Raw genomic sequence first — 23231 nt, 5'->3', positions numbered from 1 at the left:
TATTAATGGATTAATACATAAACCGGGATTTTAATTTTAACTTCAATTAACAGGAATCGGAAATGAACAAAAGGACGTTACTAAGTGTGCTCGTTGCCGGAGCATGCGTAGCTCCCTTTATGGCACAGGCTGCCTCGCTGCAAGCGACCACCAGTGAGCCATACACCATGAAAGCCAGCGATCTGGCGAAGAAAGAAAAAGAGCTGACCAGTTTCCCGCTGATGGCCTCAGTGAAAGAGACCATTCAGACGCTGGATAATGCGCAGGTTGAACTGATTGAGCCAGGCCGTGCAGCGAACCCGGAAAACGTGAAGCGCGTTGAAGGCATTGTTAAGGCCAGCGACTGGGAATATCTCTTCCCGCTGCGTGCGCAGGCGTACACCTATAGCAACTTCCTGAAAGCGGTCGGTAAATTCCCGGCGCTGTGTAAGACCTATAAGGATGGTCGTGACAGCGACGCCATCTGCCGTAAAGAGCTGGCAACCATGTTTGCTCACTTCGCTCAGGAGACTGGCGGCCATGAAAGCTGGCGTCCGGAAGCCGAATGGCGTCAGGCGCTGGTTCACGTACGTGAAATGGGCTGGAGCGAAGGCCAGAAGGGGGGCTATAACGGCGAATGTAACCCGGACGTCTGGCAGGGTCAGACCTGGCCGTGCGGTAAAGATAAAGACGGCGATTTCCTGAGCTACTTCGGTCGCGGCGCGAAACAGTTGTCTTACAACTACAACTATGGCCCGTTCTCTGAAGCGATGTACGGTGACGTGCGTACGCTGCTCGATAAACCCGAGCTGGTGGCGGATACCTGGCTGAACCTGGCGAGTGCGATCTTCTTCTTCGCCTATCCGCAGCCACCAAAACCCAGCATGCTGCAAGTTATTGACGGCACATGGCAGCCGAACGATCGCGATAAAGCCAACGGTCTGGTACCGGGCTTCGGCGTGACCACCCAGATCATCAACGGCGGCGTAGAATGCGGCGGCCCGACTGAAATTGCCCAGTCGCAAAACCGTATCAAGTACTACAAAGAGTTCGCGAACTACCTGAAGGTTCCGGTTCCGGCGAATGAAGTGCTGGGCTGCGCCAACATGAAGCAGTTCGATGAAGGAGGTGCTGGCGCGCTGAAGATATACTGGGAGCAGGACTGGGGATGGAGCGCGGATACACCAAGCGGTCAGACGTACTCTTGCCAGCTGGTGGGCTACCAGACGCCATACAGCGCGTTCAAAGAGGGCGACTACAGCAAATGCGTACAGCACTTCTTTAACGTGAATATCGTTAACGATGACGGCTCAACAACCACGCCGGATGAAACCCCGGTAGCACCAGCGCCATCGGAAGAGGAAACCCCGGCTCCGGCGCCCGTTCCGGATGAAACGCCTGCAGAACCGACGGCTGTCAATCACGCACCGGTCGCGCATATTGCCGGCCCAATCGGTGCGGTTGACGCAGGTGCGCAGGTTTCTCTGAGCGCCGAAGGTTCGACAGATGCTGATGGTAACAAACTGACTTACACCTGGCGCTCTCAGGATGGTCAGACTGTGACGGGTCAGGATAAAGCGGTTGTGACCTTCAGAGCCCCAGAAGCGGCGACGGCGCAGCAGGTTGAAATTAGCCTCACGGTTAGCGACGGTGAACTGAGCAGCACAACCTCTTATCTGCTGAACGTGAAGGCGAAAGCGGTTCCTTCTCAGGACGAAGGGACATCCGGCTCTTACGCCGCGTGGAGTGCGAACAGTAAGTACAAAGCAGGTGATATCGTGAACAACCACGGTAAACTCTTCCAGTGCAAACCGTTCCCGTACAGCGGCTGGTGTAACACGGCTCCGGCGTACTATGAACCCGGCGCAGGTCTGGCATGGTCTGACGCCTGGACGGCGCTGTAAAAGCAAACGGCAACCGAAGGGTTGCCGTTTTCGTGTTCGCACTGTGCTGTTGTAGGCCCGGTAAGGCGAAGCCGCCACCGGGCAAAAAGGCTAGCGATGAAGCTTCCCGTGGTCCCGCAACCACGCCGCCGTGCGCACAATCCCTTCATCCAGCGTCACGATCGGTTTATACCCCAGCTCGTTCTCTGCGCGGGTAATATCCAGCGTGAAATCAAAGTTGAGCTTGGATACCCCATAGTGCGTCAGCGCGGGCTCTTTGGCCGATTTACTGCCAAAACGCTCCATGCTGCGGGCGATCATGTCCAGCATCGGGTAGGGCACGGAACGGATACGGCAGTTGATCTGCAGTTCATCAATCAGCCGTTGCACAATGCTGCGTAACGAACACGGCTCGCCGTTGGTGATGTTGTAGGCACGGCCGGAAATCAGCTTATCGCAGTCCGGCTGACTTGCCAGCCACATGGCGTGAACCGCATTTTCATAGTAGGTCATATCCACCAGCGCATCGCCGCCGCGCGGTAGCAGCACGCTGCCGTAGTGGTGCATCATCTGCGCCAGACGCGGAATAAACACCTTGTCGTGCGGCCCGAACAGGCTCTGCGGACGCAGTACCGTAAAACGGGTATGCGGGTTTGACTGCGCCAGCAGGTCAATCACCTCTTCGCTGGCCGCCTTGCTGCGGGCAAACTCACAGGCAAAACGTGCGGGGCGGAAATCTTCCTGCACGTCACGATGGTGGTGATAATCGAAATAGAGCGATGGGGAGGAGATATGGATAAAGTTACGCACGCCCCAGGCAACGGCCCATTCGCCCAGACGGCGGGTTGCCCGCACGTTAGCGAGGTCAAAGGCTTCCTGGGTTCCCCACGGAGAGGTGAAACTGGAGCAGTGCCACAGCGTGTCGATACCGGCGAGCATCACTTTCGCCTGAGAGGAGACCAGCTCCGTCAGGTCAGCATGGACAAACTCTGCGCCCATTTTTTGCAGCAGTTTTCCCATCGCTTCGTTGCGACCGGTAGCCCTGACGCTGATGCCTTTGTTGCGCAGAAATTCGACCGCATTTCGGCCTAAGCCGCTGGTCGCCCCGGTAACCAGTACCTTCATATCAATCCACTGTGTTGAAAAAGAATTTCGTGCGCATTCTTTCGTGAATTACGGCGGGTTGCAATGGGAAAGGTGAAAGAAAGAGAGTTTTATTTAGAACTTTTCCGTCTTTTGTTCTGCCAGTTGCGCAATCCGCTTCGCCATTCCCCGGAAGATAAACAGATGTGCGGGGATCATGAACAACCAGTAGAACAGACCCGGCATCCCGTGCGGATGCCACCAGGCGCGGACATCCAGTTCGCGATGGTCGCCTTTGTCTTTCAGCGTAAAGCAGAGTCGACCCAGCCCCGGAGCTTTCATACCGAACAGCAGTGCCAGCTGCTTTTCCGGCTCGACGATGATGACCTTCCAGCTGTCGACCGCATCGCCCACTTCAAGGTAAGGACGAGCAGGGCGGCCTTTTGCCAGCCTGTGTCCCACCAGCAGATCCATTGCTCCACGCGTTTGCCAGAGAATATTGCCGAAGAAATAACGTTCTTTGCCGCCAATCTGGTTCACCACGTCCCACAGCGCCGCCAGGCTTGCCTGCGTTTTTACCGTGCAGCCGGCCTGTTTGGGATAATAACCATACTCCGGTCGCCAGCGGGCAAACGCCTGGGCGTCGTAACCCCAGTCGCTGGAGTTCACCAGTTGCTCTTCTTCTTTCAGCGTATTGCGCACGGCATCATCAAAGCGGATCAGGTCCTGGGGAATGAGTGCCCGCAGCTCGCGATCGTCCGCCAGTAAATCATGTTTGAGTCCCTGGATCAGCGCTTTGGCGGTCGTCGGCGGCACAGAGGTAATCACATTCAAAAACCACACCGAAATCCAGCGGGTTGGAAAGGGGATGGGGATCAGCCAGCGGCGGCGACCGCTGACGCGCATGAAATGTTCAAACTGCTCCTGATAGCTCAGCACTTCCGGGCCTGCCGCCTCCAGCACGCGGTGTTGCTCCGCCGGGTGGTCCAGCAGCGCCACCAGATAATGCAGTAAATTTTCCAGCGCAATCGGCGTGGTGCGCGAACGGACCCAGCGCGGCGGCGTGAGTACCGGCAGGTTGTAGACCATATCGCGCATCACTTCGAAGGCGGCGGAGCCCGCACCGACGATAATTCCGGCGCGCAGTTCGGTAACAGGGATAGTGGCGCCGCGCAGGGTTTCCGCCGTCAGCTGGCGGGCACGCAGATGATCGGATTGCTCATGTTCGGGCGCCTGGAGCGAGCTTAAAAAAATGACCTGCTTCACCGGCGTTTGCAGCAGGGCATCGCGGACGTTCATCGCCACCTGACGCTCGTGGGCGATAAAATCTCCGCCTTCACCCATGCTGTGCACCAGGTAGTAAAGCGTGTCGACCCCTTCCAGCAGCGCGGGAAGTTCCTTCGGCCAGTTGAGGTCAACATTATGGCACGTGACGCGAGGCAAACTGAGTTTTTGCAGACGTTCGGTGTTGCGTGCCGCGGCCAGCACCTGATGCCCCTGCTGGCTTAATACAGTGGTGAGATGCTGACCGATATACCCGCTGGCGCCGAGCACCAGAATGCGTTGCGGCACGTGAGGCTCCTTATCGCTGTAAAAACGCCTGCCAGTGTTTCACCACCTCTGACAGCTGTTCGCGGCTCACGTCGAGATGCATGACCAGACGCACGACAGGTGAGGCGTTGATCAGCACGCCACGGGCTTTCATAAATTCACCCAGCACGGCAGCGTGTTCGTCACCCACGCGAACGAACAGCATGTTGGTGTCGTGGCGCATAACATCGGCACCTATTTCGCGCAGCTGCGCCGCCATCCATGCGGCATTGTCATGATCGTCTTTCAGACGTGCCACGTTGTTTTTCAGGGCATACAGCCCGGCCGCCGCCAGAATACCCGCCTGACGCATGCCGCCGCCGGTCATTTTACGCCAGCGGTTGGCACGCTTGATGTAGTCCGCATTGCCCACCAGCAGGGAGCCTACAGGCGTGCCCAACCCTTTAGAGAGGCAAATGGTGAACGAATCGCAATATTGCGCGATCTCTTTTAGCTCGCAACCGTACGCCACCACGGCGTTAAAGATGCGTGCGCCATCCACGTGCAGCCCCAGTTTACGCTCACGGGTAAATTCCCACGCCGCCTTCAGATACTCGCGCGGCAAAACTTTACCGTTATGGGTGTTTTCCAGACTGAGCAGTTTTGTGCGCGCAAAATGAATATCGTCAGCTTTGATTTTCGCAGCGACCTTATCGAGCGGCAGGGAGCCGTCCGGCGCGGCGTCAATCGGCTGTGGCTGAATGCTGCCGAGCACCGCTGCACCGCCTGCTTCATACAGATAGTTATGCGCGCCCTGGCCCACGATGTACTCTTCGCCGCGCTCGCAGTGGCTGAGCAGCGCCACCAGGTTGGCCTGCGTACCGGTGGGCAGGAACAGAGCGGCCTCTTTCCCGCTGAGCTCTGCGGCATAGCGCTGCAGCTCGTTAACCGTCGGATCGTCACCATAGACGTCATCCCCGACCGGAGCGGCCATCATCTCTTCGAGCATGGCGCGGCTCGGACGGGTTACGGTATCACTGCGTAAATCAATCATGGCATGTCCTTATATTTAAAAGGCGATGCCAGATGTTTTACCTGAGCCAGTTCGTTTTTGCCAGTTCGATCACCTCATCGCCGCGGCCGCTGATGATGGCGCGCAGCATGTAGAGGCTAAAGCCTTTGGCCTGTTCCAGTTTGATTTGCGGCGGGATCGCCAGCTCTTCTTTGGCGACCACCACGTCCACCAGTACCGGGCCGTCAATGGAAAAGGCGCGTTGCAGGGCTTCATCCACCTCTGACGCTTTTTCCACGCGAATACCGGTGATGCCGCAGGCCTCGGCGATACGCGCGAAGTTAGTGTCGTGCAGCTCGGTGCCGTCCGTGAGGTAGCCGCCGGCCTTCATCTCCATCGCCACGAAGCCCAGCACGCTATTGTTGAAAACCACGATTTTAAGCGGGAGCTTCATCTGCACCACCGACAGGAAATCGCCCATCAGCATGCTGAACCCGCCATCGCCGCACATCGCCACGACCTGGCGTTCCGGAGCGGTGGCTTTCGCCCCTAGCGCCTGCGGCATGGCGTTGGCCATCGATCCGTGGTTGAACGAGCCGAGCAGGCGACGTTTCCCGTTCATTTTCAGATAGCGCGCTGCCCAGACGGTTGGGGTACCCACGTCGCAGGTAAAGATGGCGTCGTCGTCAGCAAAATGGCTGATCTGCTGCGCCAGATACTGCGGATGGATGGCTTTGTCGCTCGGTTTGGCGAGTTCGTCCAGCCCCTTGCGCGCATCGCGATAGTCGCTTAGCGCTTTATCGAGAAATTTGCGATCGGTTTTTTCTTCGAGAAGAGGCAGCAGGGCGGCAAGGGTGGATTTAATATCGCCCACCAGCGCCATATCGACCTTGCTGTGCGCGCCGATACTGGCGGGGTTGATATCAATCTGAATGATTTTAGCGTCCGTCGGGTAGAACGGACGATAAGGGAATTGCGTGCCGAGCAAAATGAGTGTGTCGGAATTCATCATCGTATGGAAGCCGCTGGAAAAGCCGATTAAGCCGGTCATACCCACATCATAGGGGTTATCGTACTCAACATGCTCTTTGCCGCGCAGGGCGTGGACGATCGGCGCTTTGAGCTTACCGGCGAACTCAAGTAATTCTTTATGTGCGCCTGCACAGCCGCTGCCGCACATCAGGGCAATATTGCTGGAATAGCGCAGCAGTTGCGCCAGTTTTTTCAGCTCTTCTTCGGCTGGCGTCACCACTGGCTGTGGCGCATGATACCAGTGGCTGCTAGCGGTTTCTGGTGCGGCCTTGAGCGCGACGTCGCCAGGTAACACGACCACGGAAACACCCCGATTCAGCACAGCTTTGCGCATGGCAATCGCCAGGACCTGAGGGATCTGCTCGGGTGTCGAAACGAGCTCGCAATAGTGGCTACATTCACGGAACAGCTCCTGCGGATGCGTCTCCTGAAAATAGCCGCTGCCGATTTCTGTCGACGGAATATGAGCGGCAATCGCCAGCACCGGCACGTGGTTACGGTGGCAATCAAACAGACCGTTGATTAAATGCAGGTTTCCCGGCCCACACGATCCGGCGCAGACGGCCAGTTCCCCCGTGAGCTGGGCTTCGGCACCGGCGGCAAAGGCGGCGACCTCCTCATGACGGGTCGGCATCCATTCAATGGTTTTCATCTTGTTGAGACTGTCGCTCAGTCCGTTAAGTGAATCGCCGGTGACACCCCAGATGCGTTTTACGCCTGCTTGTTCCAGGGTTTTCGCTATGTATGCAGCCACGGTTTGTTTCATGGTTGTCCGTCTCCTTTTTGTGATATCGCTTACAAGCTTAGAAGAAAGTCTCCGTATTGCCCGCCGCATCCCCCCAATTAAAAGGTGCTGTTCACGCGCAATTATTCGGCATAATCTGGTGATACCTCAGTGAAAACAGGAATCATTTCAAATGGTTAAATCATTGTTAATTGCTGTTAATGAAAAGCTATCGTGCGACGATCTTGGCAAACTCTTGTTACGACTTGCCGTGGGTGGGCTAATGCTGTTTCACGGCTTGCATAAGTTGTTTGGTGGTGTGGGATTCATCAGCGGCATGCTGGTGGAAAAAGGGTTGCCGGGGTTTATCGCCTATGGCGTTTTGATTGGCGAAGTCGTGGCACCGATCCTGATTATCATTGGGCTCTTTACGCGCCCGGCCGCGCTGGTGCTGGCATTTACGATGATTGTGGCGTGGCTGATGGTGGGAATGGGGGAAACGCTCGCGCTCGATAAGGTAGGCGCATGGGCAATTGAAAGCCTGGTGTACTTCTTTATCGGCTCGCTGGCGGTGGCGTGTCTAGGGGCAGGGCGGTTTGCGGTAGGGAAAGGTCCTGCGTGGCGGTGAGGATAACAAAAGCCCGGTGGCGCTAGCGCTTACCGGGCCTGTGATCGAACGTTTACCGTTTATGCCAGAACCAAATCACCCTGCGGATGACACGAGCAGGCCAACACATAACCTTCTGCAATTTCCGCGTCGGACAGCGTCATAGTACTGGTGACGCTGTACTCCCCGGAGACCACTTTCGTTTTACAGCAGCCGCACACGCCTGCACGACAGGCTGCCACTACGGGGATCTTATTGCTTTCCAGCGCCTCCAGCAGCGTAGTGCCCACACGGCCAAAGAAAGTCTGTGCAGGCTGCAGTTTGCTGAATTTAATCCCGCTGGTAGCCGCTACTGCCACGGGGGTAAAGAACTGCTCGTTGAAGAAGCGGGTCACGCCGAGCGCTTTCACTTCTTCTTCCACGATAGCCATGTACGGCGCCGGGCCGCAGGTCATCACGGTACGATTTGCGATATCAGGCACGCTTTGCAGCAGCTCGCGGCTCAGACGACCGGGCATAAAACCATGGGTTGCGTTATGTTCCGCCACCAGCGTCACCGGATAATCACGCCACTCCTCGGCAAAAATCACATCGTCCGGGGAACGGACGCTGAAGATCGCCTGCACGTCGGCCTGCGGGCGGTTCTTCGCCAGCCAGCGACGCATCGACATAATCGGTGTTACGCCACAACCCGCTGCCAGCAGCAGGAATTTATCGTCTGTTTTGTCGTCACAGGTGAAATCCCCCTGCGCGTCAGACAGCCAGATGTAATCCCCGCGCTTGACGTCACGCGTCAGCCACTGGGAGCCCGCGCCGTCGTCAATGCGGCGGACGGTGAGCGTAATGTATTCGCTCACGCCCGGCGTTGAGGATAGGGTATAGGCGCGCAGGGTGTCCGCCGAATTGCGAACGCTGACCAGCGCATACTGCCCTGCACGGTACGGATAGTAGTCATGGCACAGCAGTGACAGTGTCCATACATCCGGCGTCTCCTGATGGATGTGATGAACCTGCATCCGCCACGGACATTGTGAGGTTGGCATGGTCATGAATAACTCCTTACGCGCTCAGCAGCTGCTTCATATCGTCTTCAACGTTGGTCACGGAACGCAGGCCGAATTTCTCGTTCAGCACGGCCAGCAGGTCCGGCGTCAGGAAGCCCGGCGCAGTGGGGCCGGTCACGATGTTGGTTACGCCCAGAGAGAGCAGGGTCAGCAGGATGACAATCGCTTTCTGCTCAAACCATGACAGCACCAGCGACAGCGGCAGATCGTTCACGCTGCAGCCTAGTTTCTCCGCCAGAGTAACCGCCAGGATGATCGCAGAGTAGGCATCATTACACTGTCCGGCATCCACCAGGCGCGGCAGACCTTCGATGTTACCGAAGTCCAGTTTGTTGAAGCGGTATTTACCGCAGGCCAGCGTCAGGATCAGACAATCTTCCGGTACGCGGGTGGCGAAATCGGTGAAGTAGTTACGCTCGCCACGTGCGCCGTCACAGCCGCCGACGAGGAAGATATGGCGCAGTTTTTCACGGCTGACGAGATCGATCAGCGTATCTGCAGCCCCGAGCAGTGTTTCACGGCCAAAACCGACGGTAATCAGGTGCGGAATTTCACTGTACGGGAAGCCCGCCATCTGCTGCGCTTGCTTGATGACCGGACCGAAGTCATCGCCCTCAAGGTGGCTTACACCCGGCCAGCCGACGATGCTGCGGGTCCAGATGCGGTCGTCATACGCGCCCACGGTTGGGTCGATGATGCAGTTAGAGGTCATCACGATTGGGCCCGGGAAACGGGCAAACTCAACCTGCTGGTTCTGCCAGCCGCTGCCGTAGTTACCGATCAGATGTTTGAATTTACGCAGCTCTGGATACCCGTGAGCCGGCAGCATTTCACCGTGGGTATAGACGTTAACCCCCGTACCTTCGGTTTGCTTCAGGAGGTTGTAGAGATCTTTCAGGTCATGACCGGAAATCAGGATGCATTTGCCTTCGGTTGCTTTGACATTGACCTGGGTGGGCGTTGGGTGGCCGTAGGTGCTGGTTTCACCGGCGTCCAGAATGCTCATCACTTTGAAGTTCATCTGGCCGATTTCCATTGAGCACTCAAGCAGCGCGTTCATATCTGCAGGCCAGGTGCCGAGCCACGCCATGATGTTGTGGTACTGGGCGTAGATGTCGTTGTCGTATTGACCGAGCACATGCGCGTGCTCCATATAGGCCGCGGCGCCTTTCAGACCGTACAGGCACAGCAGACGCAAGCCAAGGATATTCTCGCCAATGGCCGCCTTGTCTTTGTTTGGGGTGAACTCTGCCGCCTGACGCTGCAACTCGCCCAGATCGTCGCTCACCAGCTGAAGTTCTGACATGGGGTTTTCAACACGAGCGTTAGCGTCCGCCTTCAGACACTGCGCTTTCAGCGCTTCACGAAGGGCAATGGCTTCGCGGGCGTAGCCGACAATGCGCGGAGAGTCGAAGTTAACGTTGGTTAGCGTGGAGAAGAAGGCGCGCGGTGCGAAGCTGTCGACGTAGTGGTCGATGATGCCATATTCACGCGCTTTGCACGCCCATGCGGAAAGGCCTTGCAGGGCCGCAATCAGCAGGTCCTGCAGGTCAGATGTTTCTGCGGTTTTGCCGCACATACCCTGTGCGTAAGAGCAGCCATTGCCTGCCGGGGTACGGATGGTTTGTTCACATTGCACACAAAACATAATCACACCTGTTAAAGTTATATTTAATATACATGTTTAAGGTTATGCCTGTGCCAGAACGGTGAAAAGGGCTTTTTGCTACAAAATAAAGGGAGATTGATTTAGCGCAATTTTGGCGGCAGGAACCCTACCGCCAAAGAAGTATCAGGCCGAGAAGACTGCCATCAGAACCGGAACCAGCAGGCTTAAAATAAAGCCGTGCACGATGGCGGCGGGCACCATCTCCAGTCCGCCAGAGCGTTGTAATACCGGCAGGGTAAAGTCCATTGAAGTCGCGCCGCACAGACCCAGCGCCGTAGAGCGACTTCGGCGCACCAGACCCGGGATCAGCATAATGGCAATTAACTCCCGTGCCAGGTCGTTAAAGAAGGCGGCGCTACCAATCACCGGGCCGAACGATTCGGTCAGCAGAATCCCGGAGAGGGAATACCAACCGAAACCTGAGGCCATCGCGAGGCCTGTTTTCAGCGGTAGGTCGAGAATAAAAGCGTTAATCACGCCCGCCACCATGGAGCTGGCGACAACAATGACCGCGACCATCATTCCCCGACGGTTCAGAACAATTTGCTTAAGCGTCATGCCATTATTTCGCAGCTGGATACCGATCAGGAACAGCAGGAAAATAAGGGTATATTCGCTAGCTTCCGTAGCGTGTTGTAAAAATGCCCAGCCGGTCAGCCCAAGAAGAAACCCGAGCACCACGACGCCGCACAGTTTTAATGATTCCAGCGCCATCGCAATTCGGGAAGGCAGCTTTTCCTGATGATGATGGTTTTTCCAGGGAACGGTACGTTCAAGCCAGAATAGTGCGGCAATATTACACAGTAAAATAACCACCACGGTGACCACTGAATAATGCAGGATAGAAAGCAGATTGGTCGCCAGATTATCCAGGAAGGCCAGGCTGATCCCCATAAAGAAAAGAATGACGTATACAATCCAGCTGAGAAAACGGTTGATAAGACGTAGTGCGGATTCCTGATGCAGCGGGATAAGGTAGCCCGCAATCAGGGGCAGCAGAATGATGAGGAGTCCTGAAAACATGAACAGCTGGTCCTTTTGAGTATCTGTTAAGCGCCAGTGACACTACCCAATAAAGGCTGTTCAGTAAAGCGGCAAAAAGAAAGCCGGGTGGCGACTGCGCCTTACCCGGCTTGAGTGTATGTGGGGTTATGCGGCCTGATGCCCTCACCCCAACCCTCTCCCACGGGAGAGGGAGAAAATCATTAATCGCGTTTTTCCAGCAGGGTGCGATACAGCACACCGCCCAGAATACCGCCGATGATTGGCATCACCCAGAATAGCCACAGCTGCTCAAGCGCCCAACCGCCCTGGAAAATGGCGACGGCGGTACTGCGTGCCGGGTTGACGGAGGTGTTAGTGACCGGAATAGAAATCAGGTGGATAAGCGTCAGCGCGAGACCAATGGCAATAGGGGCAAAGCCTGCTGGTGCGTGTTTGTCGGTTGCGCCGTGGATCACCAGCAGGAAGCCTGCGGTCAGCACAATTTCAATCACGATGGCAGACAGCATGGAGTAGCCGCCGGGTGAGTGTTCACCGAAGCCGTTAGAGGCAAACCCGCTGGCTGCCGCGTCGAAGCCGGCTTTACCGCTGGCAATCACGTAAAGCACAGCTGCCGCAATAATACCGCCCACTACCTGAGCGACGATGTAGCCAATGACTTCTTTCGCAGGGAAACGGCCGCCCGCCCATAAACCCAATGTCACCGCCGGGTTAAAATGGCCACCCGAAATATGCCCTACGGCAAAGGCCATGGTTAATACGGTTAAACCAAACGCCAGTGCGACGCCGACAAAACCAATGCCTAATTCCGGGAATGCCGCAGCCAGAACGGCGCTACCGCAGCCACCAAATACCAGCCAGAATGTACCAAAGCATTCTGCTGCCAATTTTCTAAACATAACCACCTCAATAATAAATTTCCGCACGCTTTCCCGCGTACGGGATATATCGCCATAAAGGGATGACGACTCAAAGAGCCGTTATTCTAAAAACCAACAACACCCCTTCGCCACTTAAATAAATTCGATTAATTTGATTTAAGGCAATGTGATGTCAATCCTTGTTCAAATAAGCGGTAAATAGAGCATAGACCAATTCTCGCAAGGACGAATGTTATGCTGTCGTGACAGAACGACGCCCGCTATACTGCTGATAACTTAAAGGAAAAAGTGGTCATTTCGCGGGGGATTTATGCTTCTCGAACGTGTGGAAATTGTCGGGTTTCGCGGGATTAACCGCCTGTCGCTGCAGCTTGAACAGAACAACGTCCTGATCGGCGAGAACGCCTGGGGTAAGTCCAGCCTGCTGGATGCGCTAACGTTGTTGCTTTCGCCCGAAGATGATTTGTATCACTTCGTCCACGATGATTTCTGGTTCCCACCGGGTGACATCACGGGCCGCGAGAAGCATCTGCATATCATTTTGACGTTCCGGGAATCTGAGCCAGGACGTCATCGCGTGCGTCGTTTCCGTCCGTTATCACCTTGCTGGGTGCCGTGCGATGACGATTTCCATCGTATTTTCTATCGGCTTGAAGGCGAGATGTCGGAAAACGAAGGGGTACTGACCCTGCGCGATTTTCTTGATGAGAAAGCCAACCCGATCCCCCTGGAGAATATCGACGATCTGGCGCGCCACCTGACCCGCCTGACGCCGGTACTACGCTTGCGTGATGCGCGCTTTATGCGGCGTATCCGTAACGGTACCGTACCGCATATGCCGGAAGTGGAAGTTACGGCCCGGGAGCTGGATTTCCTGGCCAGAGAGCTGGTTTCGCGTCCGCAAAATCTGACCGATGGGCAAATCCGTCAGGGATTGTCCGCGATGGTGCAACTTCTCGAACACTATTTTTCCGAACAGGGCACGTCGGAGTCGCGCCATCGTCTGATGCGCCGACGCTCTCATGATGAGCAGCGAAGCTGGCGTTACCTCGATATTATTAACCGGATGATCGACCGGCCTGGAGGCCGTTCCCATCGGGTAATTTTGCTGGGGCTGTTTTCAACACTTCTGCAGGCCAAAGGAACCGTTCGTCTCGACCGGGACGCCCGCCCGCTGCTGCTGGTGGAAGATCCTGAGACCCGTCTGCATCCCATTATGCTCTCCGTGGCATGGCATCTGCTGAATCTGCTGCCGCTCCAGCGCATTACCACCACCAATTCCGGCGAGTTATTATCGCTGACGCCGGTTGAACACGTCTGCCGTCTGGTGCGTGAATCTTCGCGTGTTTCTGCTTTCCGGCTCGGGCCTGGCGGTCTGAACGCGGAAGACGGGCGCCGTATTGCGTTTCATATTCGCTTTAATCGAGCATCGTCGCTTTTTGCCCGCTGTTGGCTGCTGGTGGAGGGGGAAACGGAAACCTGGGTCATCAACGAACTGGCGCGCCAGTGCGGCCACCATTTTGATGCCGAAGGCATTAAGGTGATTGAGTTTGCCCAGTCGGGATTAAAACCGTTGATAAAATTTGCCCGCCGGATGGGGATCGAGTGGCATGTCCTGGTAGACGGTGACGAAGCGGGTAAAAAATACGCCTCAACCGTGCGTAGCCTGCTGAATAATGAGCGAGAAGAAGAGCGCGACCATTTAACCATGCTCCCTGCGATGGACATGGAGCATTTTATGTATCGTCAGGGTTTTGACGACGTATTCCACAGAATTGCGATGGTACCTGTAGATGTCCCGATGAACATGCGGCGCGTGATTGCCAAAGCCATTCATCGTTCGTCAAAACCGGATTTAGCCATTGAAGTGGCGACGGAGGCGGGGAAACGGGGCGTGGAATCAGTACCGACGCTGCTGCGCAAGATGTTCTCCCGCGTGCTGTGGCTGGCACGCGGGAAAGCGGATTAAGATTGGGTTGCCTGGCTCACTTGCTGAATCAGGCTATCCAGCAGTTCGTAGCGGCGGCGATATTCGGAACGTTTTTTACTCGCGATCTCTTCCATCGGTTTACGTGGCATAACAAGCGGCAGCCTAAAGTTACCGTTATCCTGTTTTTCACCGCCGATGGAAACCCAGAAACTGTCGTAATCGGCCAGCAGTTTCCCCTCTTTTTTCTTGCGATAACGCCAGCTGCGATAAATATGGGTGGCGTTACTGACGGCAAGAATCTGTTCTACCGGGAAAGCGGTGCCGAGGGTCATTGCTGCTTCAACGAGCAGACGTTTCGGGAACAGGCCATGACAGGCTTTCGTTGCCCCCTGGATAAGCTCGTGCGGAACGTGTGCTTTTGCGCCCTGCAAACCGCCGATAAACAGCGTAGATTTTCCTTCAAACTGGCACAACGTAAAGGTCATTTCTGCCAGCACCGTGTTCTGGCTGTCACAGAAAGCGAGGGTGGCTTCCCCCTCTTTATCCAGGAATGCATCTGCGCACAGACGAACGGTAAATTGCTGTTCATCTTTGCCGGTTAAGGTCAGCAGCGTGAAGCCCTGTTTAGAAAGATAACCATTCAGCAGCGTCGCAGGAAGCTGGCGGCTCATCGTCTGATAGTGCCAGTTGAGGGATTCCAGCGCGTGCTGACTATCCATATTCACCGTTAACCAGGGACGATGCAGCCGGCATGGTAGCCCAGGTTGTACCTGCAACATCTGCATCAGACGCGGTTGTTTTGCCAGACTCGTTAAAAGGCGCGCGGTGCTAACAGGTGACGCCAGCGAACGTAACATGAATTTACGTCGATAGGAGGGATTCTTCCACGCAAGCCCAGGTGTGAGCTGACCGAAAGCCAGATTTTTGAAAAGCTGCCAGCCTGATTTAGGCTGCGGCAGGTTTGAAAAAGGTGTATCGACGATGGAAGACATGATAGATCCTGCTTCTTGTTGAAGAGCTTCATTTCAGCAGGCGAACGTTCAACATCTCGTAAACAAATTGTGACGATTTCGGGAAACAGGGGTTTCGTTGAGGAGTCGTTTAGATAAAATCAACACTGATAATTGCCAGAACATTTATTTGGAATATTTATGAACCTCAAGGGAAAACGCAGAACGCTGTTTCTGCTGCTGGCGGTCGTGGTTTTGGTCGGCGGATACTGGCTCTGGCAGGTGCTTAATGCGCCGGTGCCGCAGTATCAGACACTGATTGTTCGTCCGGGTGAACTGCAGCAAAACGTCCTCGCAACGGGCAAACTTGACGCCCTGCGCAAGGTTGATGTCGGTGCTCAGGTCAGCGGCCAGTTGAAAACGTTGTCGGTAGAGATTGGCGACAAGGTGAAAAAAGGTCAGTTGCTTGGGGTAATCGACCCTGAACAGGCTGAGAACCAGATCCGTGAGGTGGAAGCGACGCTGATGGAACTGCGGGCGCAGCGTGCACAGGCACTGGCAGAGCGTAACCTCGCCCAGGTGACGCTCACCCGCCAGCAGGCGCTTGCCAAAACTCAGGCTATTTCGAAACAAGATTTAGATACTGCCACCACAGAACTGGCGGTCAAGCAGGCGCAGATTGGCACGATTGATGCACAAATCAAGCGCAATCAGGCCTCGCTGGATACGGCGAAAACCAACCTCGATTACACGCAAATTGTTGCCCCGATGGCTGGGGAAGTCACCCAGATCACGACGCTTCAGGGCCAGACGGTCATTGCGGCACAGCAGGCGCCAAACATTCTGACCCTGGCAGACATGAGCACCATGCTGGTGAAAGCCCAGGTCTCAGAGGCGGATGTGATCCATCTTAAACCGGGGCAGAATGCCTGGTTTACGGTGCTTGGCGATCCGCAGACGCGTTATGAAGGCGTGCTAAAAGATATTCTGCCGACGCCGGAAAAGGTCAACGACGCCATTTTCTACTATGCCCGTTTTGAGGTGCCCAACCCGCAGGGCGTTCTGCGTCTGGACATGACCGCACAGGTGCATATTCAGCTCACCGGCGTGAAAAACGTGCTGACCATTCCACTCTCCGCGCTGGGTGAATCCACTGGCGAGGGCCGTTATAAGGTGAAGGTACTGCGCAATGGCGAAACTCGCGATCGAGAAGTGGTGATCGGCGCGCGTAACGATACTGACGTGGTGGTGACGAAAGGGCTGGAAGAGGGTGAGGAGGTTGTCACCAGCGAAAGCCTGCCAGGAGCGCCTAAATGACGGCGCTGCTTGAGCTGAACGACATTCGTCGCAGCTACCCGTCGGGCGACGGCCCGGTGGAGGTGCTGAAGGGGATCTCGTTGCGCGTCGAGGCTGGCGAGATGGTGGCGATTGTCGGGGCGTCTGGTTCCGGTAAATCGACGCTGATGAATATTCTCGGTTGCCTGGATAAACCCACCAGCGGCACCTATCGCGTGGCGGGAACGGATGTCTCCACGCTTGATGGTGACGCGCTGGCAAAACTGCGGCGCGAACACTTTGGTTTTATCTTCCAGCGTTATCACCTGCTTTCTCATTTAAGTGCGGCACAGAACGTGGAAGTGCCCGCGGTCTATGCGGGCGTGGAGCGTAAAAAGCGTCTGGAGCGGGCGCAAGCATTATTAACGCGTTTGGGGCTGGCAGAACGGGTGGAATATCAACCGTCTCAGCTTTCCGGCGGTCAGCAGCAGCGAGTCAGTATTGCCCGTGCGCTGATGAACGGTGGACAGGTGATCCTCGCGGATGAGCCGACCGGCGCGCTCGACAGCCATTCAGGTGAAGAGGTCATGGCGATCCTCCATCAGCTGCGCGATCAGGGGCACACGGTGATTATCGTGACGCATGACCCACAGGTCGCGGCGCAGGCGGAGCGGATCGTTGAGATCCACGACGGCGAGCTGGTCAGCAACCCGCCACCGCGACAGACCAGAGCGACAGCACCGAAAGAAGCCTTGCCTGCGTCAACCGGTTGGGGGCAATTTTCCAGCGGCTTTCGCGAAGCGCTGACCATGGCCTGGCTGGCTATGGCGGCCAACAAAATGCGCACCTTGCTGACGATGCTCGGCATTATCATTGGTATCGCCTCGGTGGTGTCGATTGTGGTGGTGGGCGATGCCGCCAAGCAGCTGGTGCTGGCCGATATTCGCGCCATCGGCACCAATACTATTGACGTCTATCCCGGCAAAGACTTTGGCGACGACGAGCCACAGTATCAGCAGGCGCTGAAATATAACGATCTGGAGGCTATTCAGAAGCAGCCGTGGGTGAACTCCGCCACGCCTGCGGTTTCGCAGAACCTGCGTCTGCGCGTGGGCAACGTTGACGTGGCCGCCAGCGCGAATGGCGTGAGTGGAGACTATTTCAACGTCTACGGCATGACCTTCAGTGAAGGCGCTACCTTCAACGCCGAGCAGCTGGCGGGTAGGGCACAGGTGGTGGTGCTGGACGCGAACTCACGCAGGCAACTCTTCCCCAATAAAACCAACGTGGTGGGTGAGGTGATCCTGGTAGGGAATATGCCTGCCACCGTCATTGGCGTGGCGGAAGAGAAGCAGTCGATGTTTGGCAGCAGTAAGATCCTGCGCGTCTGGCTGCCCTATACCACCATCTCAGGGCGGATCATGGGGCAATCCTGGCTCAACTCCATCACCGTGCGCGTGAAGGAAGGCTACGACAGTGCCCGGGCCGAGCAGCAGCTGGAACAACTGCTCACGTTACGTCACGGAAAGAAAGATTTCTTCACCTGGAATATGGACGGCCTCTTGAAAACGGCTGAAAAGACCACACGTACTCTTCAGCTGTTCCTGACGCTGGTGGCAGTGATCTCGCTGGTGGTGGGTGGCATTGGGGTGATGAATATCATGCTGGTGTCGGTGACCGAACGCACGCGGGAGATTGGCATCCGTATGGCGGTCGGGGCCCGGGCCAGCGATGTGCTCCAGCAGTTTTTGATTGAAGCGGTGCTGGTGTGTCTGGTCGGCGGTGCAATGGGCATTGCGCTCTCGATGATGATCGCGTTTGCGCTCCAGCTCTTTTTACCCGGCTGGGAAATTGGTTTCTCACCTCTGGCTATTCTTACCGCATTTTTGTGTTCGACATTTACCGGCATTTTGTTTGGCTGGTTGCCGGCCCGCAACGCGGCGCGGCTGGATCCGGTTGATGCGCTGGCCCGCGAATAGGCTGAAAATAAAAATGCCAGCCGATCGGGCTGGCATTTTGACTGCGGGATGTACACAATAAAACAGAGAGCTATGCAACCGTCTCTGCTTCAATGGGTACGATAAGGCTTGCATGATTGCCTTTTGGTCCCTGGTGTACATCGAACCGGACGGACTGCCCGGCTTTGAGCGTTCTGTAACCATCCATCTGAATGGTGGAATAGTGAGCGAATATATCCTCGCCGCCGCCTTCGGGGCAGATGAATCCAAACCCTTTGGCGTTGTTGAACCACTTAACAGTACCCATTTCCATGCTTCGACATCCTTCGTAAATCTTATAAATTAAGATGGAATGAACCGGTGGTGGAGTGGGGGCTGTTCAAAACCTCGCCATCTCACGCTTGTACAATTTAGAGAAACGAAAGAAGTCGTCAAGCGTTTGGGGCTGGAGATGGGACAATAATCAACCAAAGTTTGAAGCAGTTAACGCTATTGCAACAGTTTGTGACAGACATCGCGGATGACAGTAATAGATGATTGTTATCTAACATCTGAGGTAGATTCAAAGTGGTTATGCATAATGGGTAAGACCAACGATTGGCTGGATTTTGACCAGCTGGCGGAAGACAAAGTGCGCGACGCGCTAAAACCGCCATCTATGTATAAAGTTATGTTAATGAACGATGATTACACGCCGATGGAATTTGTTATTGACGTGCTACAAAAGTTCTTTTCTTATGATGTAGAACGTGCAACGCAACTGATGCTTACCGTTCATTATCGTGGTAAAGCGATCTGCGGCATCTTTACTGCTGAAGTCGCGGAAACCAAAGTGGCGATGGTGAACGACTACGCGAGGGAGAACGAGCATCCGTTGCTGTGTACGCTGGAAAAGGCCTGATAAGGCATAAAATTGGGGGAGGTGCCTATGCTCAATCAAGAACTGGAACTCAGTTTAAACATGGCTTTCGCCAGAGCGCGTGAGCACCGACATGAGTTTATGACCGTCGAGCATTTACTGCTCGCACTGCTTAGCAACCCATCTGCCCGCGAAGCGCTGGAAGCCTGCTCCGTGGATCTGGTGGCGCTACGTCAGGAACTCGAAGCCTTCATCGAACAAACCACACCGGTGCTGCCAGCCAGTGAAGAAGAGCGCGACACGCAGCCGACGCTCAGCTTCCAGCGTGTATTGCAGCGTGCGGTTTTCCACGTCCAGTCTTCCGGACGTAGCGAAGTGACTGGCGCAAACGTCTTAGTCGCCATCTTCAGCGAGCAGGAGTCACAGGCTGCCTACCTGCTGCGCAAACACGAAGTCAGCCGCCTCGATGTGGTTAACTTTATTTCTCACGGAACGCGCAAAGACGAGCCTAACCAGGCATCGGATTCCAGCAATCAGGTCAATAACAATAATGAAGAGCAAGCAGGCGGGGAGGATCGTATGGAAAACTTCACCACCAACCTTAACCAGCTTGCTCGCGTTGGCGGTATCGACCCGCTGATTGGCCGCGATAAAGAGCTGGAGCGCGCGATCCAGGTGCTGTGCCGTCGTCGCAAGAACAACCCGCTGCTGGTGGGGGAATCTGGCGTGGGTAAAACCGCGATTGCCGAAGGCCTGGCCTGGCGTATCGTGCAGGGCGACGTGCCGGAAGTGATTGCCGACTGCACCATCTACTCGCTGGATATCGGCTCGCTGCTGGCTGGCACCAAATACCGCGGTGATTTTGAAAAACGCTTCAAGGCGCTGTTAAAACAGCTGGAGCAGGACACCAACAGCATTTTGTTTATTGATGAAATCCATACCATCATCGGTGCAGGTGCGGCCTCCGGTGGCCAGGTGGATGCCGCGAACCTGATCAAACCGCTGCTCTCCAGCGGCAAGATCCGCGTGATTGGCTCCACCACCTACCAGGAGTTCAGCAACATCTTTGAGAAAGACCGTGCGCTGGCGCGCCGCTTCCAGAAAATCGACGTGACCGAACCGTCCGTCGAGGAGACGGTGCAGATCATCAATGGCCTGAAGCCGAAGTACGAAGCGCACCACGACGTGCGTTACACCGCGAAAGCGGTACGTGCGGCGGTGGAGCTGGCGGTGAAATACATCAACGACCGTCATCTGCCGGATAAGGCGATTGACGTGATTGATGAGGCCGGGGCGCGTGCGCGCCTGATGCCGGCCAGCAAGCGTAAGAAAACCGTTAACGTGGCGGATATTGAGTCCGTGGTGGCTCGTATCGCGCGTATCCCTGAGAAGAGCGTTTCTCAGAGCGACCGCGACACGCTGCGCACCCTCGGCAATCGCCTGAAAATGCTGGTCTTTGGTCAGGATAAAGCCATTGAGGCCTTAACCGAAGCGATCAAGATGGCACGCGCTGGGCTGGGACATGACCACAAGCCAGTCGGTTCCTTCCTGTTCGCCGGTCCAACCGGTGTCGGGAAAACCGAGGTGACAGTACAGCTCTCCAAAGCCCTGGGCATTGAGCTGCTGCGTTTTGATATGTCCGAGTATATGGAGCGTCACACCGTCAGCCGTTTGATTGGTGCGCCTCCGGGCTATGTGGGCTTTGACCAGGGCGGTCTGCTGACCGACGCGGTGATCAAGCATCCGCACGCGGTACTGCTGCTCGATGAAATCGAGAAAGCGCACCCGGACGTGTTCAACATCCTGCTGCAGGTGATGGACAATGGGACGCTGACCGACAACAACGGGCGCAAGGCGGACTTCCGCAACGTGGTGCTGGTGATGACCACCAACGCCGGTGTGCGTGAAACCGAGCGTAAATCCATCGGCCTCATCCACCAGGATAACAGCACCGATGCTATGGAAGAGATCAAGAAGATCTTTACGCCGGAATTCCGTAACCGTCTGGACAACATTATCTGGTTCGATCACTTGTCTACCGAGGTGATCCATCAGGTAGTGGATAAGTTCATCGTCGAACTGCAGGTTCAGCTGGATCAGAAAGGCGTGTCGCTGGAAGTGAGCCAGGAGGCCCGCAACTGGCTGGCTGAGAAAGGCTATGACCGTGCGATGGGTGCCCGTCCAATGGCGCGTGTGATTCAGGACAACCTGAAGAAACCGCTGGCGAACGAACTGCTGTTTGGCTCGCTGGTGGATGGCGGCCAGGTGACGGTGGCGCTGGATCAGGCGAAGAATGAGCTGACGTATGATTTCCAGAGTGCGCAGAAACACAAGCCTGAAGCGGCTCACTGAGTTGTTTTAAATCTAAAAGCCGGGTTTTTTAACCCGGCTTTTTTTGTGCCCGCTTTTCTCCCTCTCCCTGTGGGAGAGGGTCAGGGTGAGGGCATCGTGCCGCACTGAAATACATCTTCCTGCACAGCCACATTAATGCCACAAATAAAAAAGGCCGGGATTAACCCGACCTTTTAAATATTCATCTGCCATTACAGGCGAAAACAATTAGCGACTACGGAAGACAATGCGGCCTTTGCTCAGGTCGTACGGGGTCAGTTCAACAGTCACTTTGTCGCCCGTCAAAATGCGGATGTAGTTTTTGCGCATTTTACCGGAGATGTGCGCAGTTACCACGTGACCGTTTTCCAGCTCTACGCGAAACATGGTATTAGGCAACGTATCAAGTACGGTACCCTGCATTTCAATATTGTCTTCTTTGGCCATCTAATCCTCTGGGGTATCACTACCAAGTTTTGAACCGGCAAGATAATGCCGAAATTCATCAATTAAGTAAAGAATTGCGCGATTAAAACGCAGCAAAACAGTTTCGGCGCATTGCCCAAGCGTCACGGTACAACCGAACAGGAAGCGCATTCGTAAAGGGGAGACGACAGGATAAACGTCAGGACGTTATCTGAAGCGAGGGTCCCAAACGGCGGCGGGGCAACAGGCAGAAGCTACTCTGCGGCATAATTATAACACCCTCACAAAAAATATGCGGAAAACATTTAGGCATTGGGCAGAAAGAGCGTTCTCGGTATCCAGAAGTCGCGCGGGAGCTTCTCCTGACGGCTGGCATCCAGTTGTTCGATGTACTGGCGTCGCGGAATTTCAACAGCACCCAGGGAGGCCGTATGCTCGTTGAGTACCTGACAATCGATCAGGCGTCCGCCGCGTTGGGAAAACGCCTGGCAGAAGATCAGCAGCGCCGTTTTCGAGGCATTCACCGCGCGGGAGAACATGGATTCGCCGCAAAAAAGCGTCCCTTGCGCGACGCCATACATGCCGCCGACGAGCTCACTACCTTCCCATACCTCGATGGAATGGGCGTAACCCAGTTCATGGAGCTGGTGGTAAGCGGTAATGATATCGCGCGTTATCCATGTCCCTTCATAGCGGTCTTCAGCACAGCCTTCAATCACCTGACCAAAGGCGTGATTCAGGGTCACCCGATACGGTGATTTAGCGTGGAAACGCTTCATGCTGCGGCTCAGGTGAAACTGCGCAGGCCACAGTACGGCACGCGGATCGGGAGACCACCATAAAATCGGATCACCGGGGGAAAACCAGGGAAAAATACCTCGCTGGTAGGCCATTAACAGTCGTGCAGGACTGAGATCGCCACCAAGAGCCAGCAACCCATTGGGTTCACGTAGCGCCCCCTCCGGAGAAGGGAACGCAATATTATGACGAGAAAGCTGGACCAGGCGCATGACAGCAGAACTCCAATACGCGAGTG

At 55.5% G+C, this 23231-nt stretch carries 19 protein-coding genes; 7 read left to right on the top strand and 12 right to left on the bottom strand.

Features of this window, described 5'->3' with window-relative positions:
* The first annotated feature begins 62 nt into the window (after positions 1-62).
* Positions 63-1883: a chitinase gene (locus tag JGF26_RS03170; protein ID WP_128348068.1), complete on the top strand. Its 1821-nt coding sequence runs from the start codon at positions 63-65 to the stop codon at positions 1881-1883.
* A gap of 90 nt (positions 1884-1973) precedes the next feature.
* Here JGF26_RS03170 and JGF26_RS03165 read toward each other — a convergent pair whose 3' ends face one another.
* From JGF26_RS03165 to poxB, 4 genes are all read right to left on the bottom strand, one after another.
* Positions 1974-2987 (bottom strand): NAD(P)-dependent oxidoreductase, encoded by a 1014-nt coding sequence (locus JGF26_RS03165; RefSeq protein ID WP_028019276.1) that lies wholly within the window; start codon positions 2985-2987, stop codon positions 1974-1976.
* Positions 2988-3080: 93 nt separating this feature from the next.
* Complete coding sequence (locus tag JGF26_RS03160; protein WP_134707373.1) at positions 3081-4517, bottom strand: SDR family oxidoreductase; 1437 nt, start codon at positions 4515-4517, stop codon at positions 3081-3083.
* A gap of 10 nt (positions 4518-4527) precedes the next feature.
* Positions 4528-5529, bottom strand: a complete 1002-nt coding sequence (gene ltaE, locus JGF26_RS03155) for a low-specificity L-threonine aldolase (RefSeq protein ID WP_049005450.1) — start codon at positions 5527-5529, stop codon at positions 4528-4530.
* 37 nt (positions 5530-5566) lie between these two features.
* Positions 5567-7285 (bottom strand): ubiquinone-dependent pyruvate dehydrogenase, encoded by a 1719-nt coding sequence (poxB, locus tag JGF26_RS03150; protein ID WP_134707374.1) that lies wholly within the window; start codon positions 7283-7285, stop codon positions 5567-5569.
* Between the two features lie 151 nt (positions 7286-7436).
* On the opposite strand from poxB, the gene JGF26_RS03145 reads away from it, so the two are divergent.
* Positions 7437-7871 (top strand): DoxX family protein, encoded by a 435-nt coding sequence (locus JGF26_RS03145; RefSeq protein WP_028019272.1) that lies wholly within the window; start codon positions 7437-7439, stop codon positions 7869-7871.
* A 59-nt stretch (positions 7872-7930) separates the two neighbouring features.
* Here JGF26_RS03145 and hcr read toward each other — a convergent pair whose 3' ends face one another.
* The 4 genes from hcr to aqpZ form a co-directional block, all read right to left on the bottom strand.
* Positions 7931-8899 carry an NADH oxidoreductase gene (hcr, locus tag JGF26_RS03140; protein WP_134707375.1) on the bottom strand — a complete coding sequence of 323 codons (969 nt, stop codon included), beginning with the start codon at positions 8897-8899 and terminating at the stop codon, positions 7931-7933.
* Positions 8900-8909: 10 nt separating this feature from the next.
* Positions 8910-10562: a hydroxylamine reductase gene (gene hcp / locus JGF26_RS03135; RefSeq protein ID WP_134707376.1), complete on the bottom strand. Its 1653-nt coding sequence runs from the start codon at positions 10560-10562 to the stop codon at positions 8910-8912.
* A gap of 144 nt (positions 10563-10706) precedes the next feature.
* On the bottom strand, positions 10707-11606 hold the full coding sequence (locus JGF26_RS03130; protein ID WP_134707377.1) for a lysine exporter LysO family protein: 900 nt from the start codon (positions 11604-11606) through the stop codon (positions 10707-10709).
* 182 nt (positions 11607-11788) lie between these two features.
* Positions 11789-12484 carry an aquaporin Z gene (gene aqpZ / locus JGF26_RS03125; RefSeq protein ID WP_025204573.1) on the bottom strand — a complete coding sequence of 232 codons (696 nt, stop codon included), beginning with the start codon at positions 12482-12484 and terminating at the stop codon, positions 11789-11791.
* 292 nt (positions 12485-12776) lie between these two features.
* Between aqpZ and JGF26_RS03120 the strand changes: the two genes are divergently transcribed.
* Positions 12777-14435: an ATP-dependent endonuclease gene (locus JGF26_RS03120; RefSeq protein WP_134707378.1), complete on the top strand. Its 1659-nt coding sequence runs from the start codon at positions 12777-12779 to the stop codon at positions 14433-14435.
* Here JGF26_RS03120 and JGF26_RS03115 read toward each other — a convergent pair.
* Complete coding sequence (locus JGF26_RS03115; protein ID WP_134707379.1) at positions 14432-15388, bottom strand: VirK/YbjX family protein; 957 nt, start codon at positions 15386-15388, stop codon at positions 14432-14434. The two genes, JGF26_RS03120 and JGF26_RS03115, sit on opposite strands and share 4 nt — an antisense overlap.
* A gap of 159 nt (positions 15389-15547) precedes the next feature.
* Here JGF26_RS03115 and macA point away from each other — a divergent pair, with 159 nt between their 5' ends.
* Complete coding sequence (gene macA, locus JGF26_RS03110; protein WP_129325288.1) at positions 15548-16663, top strand: macrolide transporter subunit MacA; 1116 nt, start codon at positions 15548-15550, stop codon at positions 16661-16663.
* Complete coding sequence (gene macB / locus JGF26_RS03105; protein WP_134707380.1) at positions 16660-18600, top strand: macrolide ABC transporter ATP-binding protein/permease MacB; 1941 nt, start codon at positions 16660-16662, stop codon at positions 18598-18600. Before macA ends, macB begins: the two co-directional genes overlap by 4 nt.
* Before the next feature lie 70 nt (positions 18601-18670).
* On the opposite strand, the gene cspD is transcribed toward macB, so the two are convergent.
* A complete protein-coding gene (cspD, locus tag JGF26_RS03100) occupies positions 18671-18892 on the bottom strand; it encodes a cold shock-like protein CspD (RefSeq protein ID WP_008499993.1) in 222 nt (73 codons plus the stop codon).
* 267 nt (positions 18893-19159) lie between these two features.
* Between cspD and clpS the strand changes: the two genes are divergently transcribed.
* Both clpS and clpA read left to right on the top strand, forming a co-directional pair.
* Positions 19160-19480, top strand: coding sequence for an ATP-dependent Clp protease adapter ClpS (gene clpS, locus JGF26_RS03095; protein WP_006174393.1), 321 nt, complete (start codon positions 19160-19162; stop codon positions 19478-19480).
* 27 nt (positions 19481-19507) lie between these two features.
* Positions 19508-21790, top strand: a complete 2283-nt coding sequence (gene clpA / locus JGF26_RS03090; protein ID WP_049005459.1) for an ATP-dependent Clp protease ATP-binding subunit ClpA — start codon at positions 19508-19510, stop codon at positions 21788-21790.
* Positions 21791-21997: 207 nt separating this feature from the next.
* Here the strand turns inward: clpA and infA are convergent, their stop codons facing one another.
* Together infA and aat are read right to left on the bottom strand one after the other, a co-directional pair.
* Positions 21998-22216 carry a translation initiation factor IF-1 gene (infA, locus tag JGF26_RS03085; RefSeq protein ID WP_002211347.1) on the bottom strand — a complete coding sequence of 73 codons (219 nt, stop codon included), beginning with the start codon at positions 22214-22216 and terminating at the stop codon, positions 21998-22000.
* A gap of 284 nt (positions 22217-22500) precedes the next feature.
* A complete protein-coding gene (aat, locus tag JGF26_RS03080; RefSeq protein WP_134707381.1) occupies positions 22501-23205 on the bottom strand; it encodes a leucyl/phenylalanyl-tRNA--protein transferase in 705 nt (234 codons plus the stop codon).
* Positions 23206-23231 lie beyond the last annotated feature (26 nt).

Source organism: Enterobacter sp. E1 (assembly GCF_016809815.1).
Taxonomy (GTDB): domain Bacteria; phylum Pseudomonadota; class Gammaproteobacteria; order Enterobacterales; family Enterobacteriaceae; genus Enterobacter; species Enterobacter adelaidei.
This window is presented reverse-complemented; position numbering and strand designations above follow the sequence as displayed.

Excerpts from the sequence above, each read along its gene's own strand:
- cspD (WP_008499993.1), bottom strand. The coding sequence starts at position 18,892 with ATGGAAATGGGTACTGTTAAGTGGTTCAACAACGCCAAAGGGTTTGGA.
- hcr (WP_134707375.1), bottom strand. The coding sequence starts at position 8,899 with ATGACCATGCCAACCTCACAATGTCCGTGGCGGATGCAGGTTCATCAC.
- JGF26_RS03130 (WP_134707377.1), bottom strand. The coding sequence starts at position 11,606 with ATGTTTTCAGGACTCCTCATCATTCTGCTGCCCCTGATTGCGGGCTAC.
- clpS (WP_006174393.1), top strand. The coding sequence starts at position 19,160 with ATGGGTAAGACCAACGATTGGCTGGATTTTGACCAGCTGGCGGAAGAC.
- JGF26_RS03120 (WP_134707378.1), top strand. The coding sequence starts at position 12,777 with ATGCTTCTCGAACGTGTGGAAATTGTCGGGTTTCGCGGGATTAACCGC.
- JGF26_RS03115 (WP_134707379.1), bottom strand. The coding sequence starts at position 15,388 with ATGTCTTCCATCGTCGATACACCTTTTTCAAACCTGCCGCAGCCTAAA.
- hcp (WP_134707376.1), bottom strand. The coding sequence starts at position 10,562 with ATGTTTTGTGTGCAATGTGAACAAACCATCCGTACCCCGGCAGGCAAT.
- aqpZ (WP_025204573.1), bottom strand. The coding sequence starts at position 12,484 with ATGTTTAGAAAATTGGCAGCAGAATGCTTTGGTACATTCTGGCTGGTA.
- macA (WP_129325288.1), top strand. The coding sequence starts at position 15,548 with ATGAACCTCAAGGGAAAACGCAGAACGCTGTTTCTGCTGCTGGCGGTC.
- poxB (WP_134707374.1), bottom strand. The coding sequence starts at position 7,285 with ATGAAACAAACCGTGGCTGCATACATAGCGAAAACCCTGGAACAAGCA.
- macB (WP_134707380.1), top strand. The coding sequence starts at position 16,660 with ATGACGGCGCTGCTTGAGCTGAACGACATTCGTCGCAGCTACCCGTCG.
- clpA (WP_049005459.1), top strand. The coding sequence starts at position 19,508 with ATGCTCAATCAAGAACTGGAACTCAGTTTAAACATGGCTTTCGCCAGA.
- JGF26_RS03170 (WP_128348068.1), top strand. The coding sequence starts at position 63 with ATGAACAAAAGGACGTTACTAAGTGTGCTCGTTGCCGGAGCATGCGTA.
- infA (WP_002211347.1), bottom strand. The coding sequence starts at position 22,216 with ATGGCCAAAGAAGACAATATTGAAATGCAGGGTACCGTACTTGATACG.
- ltaE (WP_049005450.1), bottom strand. The coding sequence starts at position 5,529 with ATGATTGATTTACGCAGTGATACCGTAACCCGTCCGAGCCGCGCCATG.
- JGF26_RS03145 (WP_028019272.1), top strand. The coding sequence starts at position 7,437 with ATGGTTAAATCATTGTTAATTGCTGTTAATGAAAAGCTATCGTGCGAC.
- JGF26_RS03165 (WP_028019276.1), bottom strand. The coding sequence starts at position 2,987 with ATGAAGGTACTGGTTACCGGGGCGACCAGCGGCTTAGGCCGAAATGCG.
- aat (WP_134707381.1), bottom strand. The coding sequence starts at position 23,205 with ATGCGCCTGGTCCAGCTTTCTCGTCATAATATTGCGTTCCCTTCTCCG.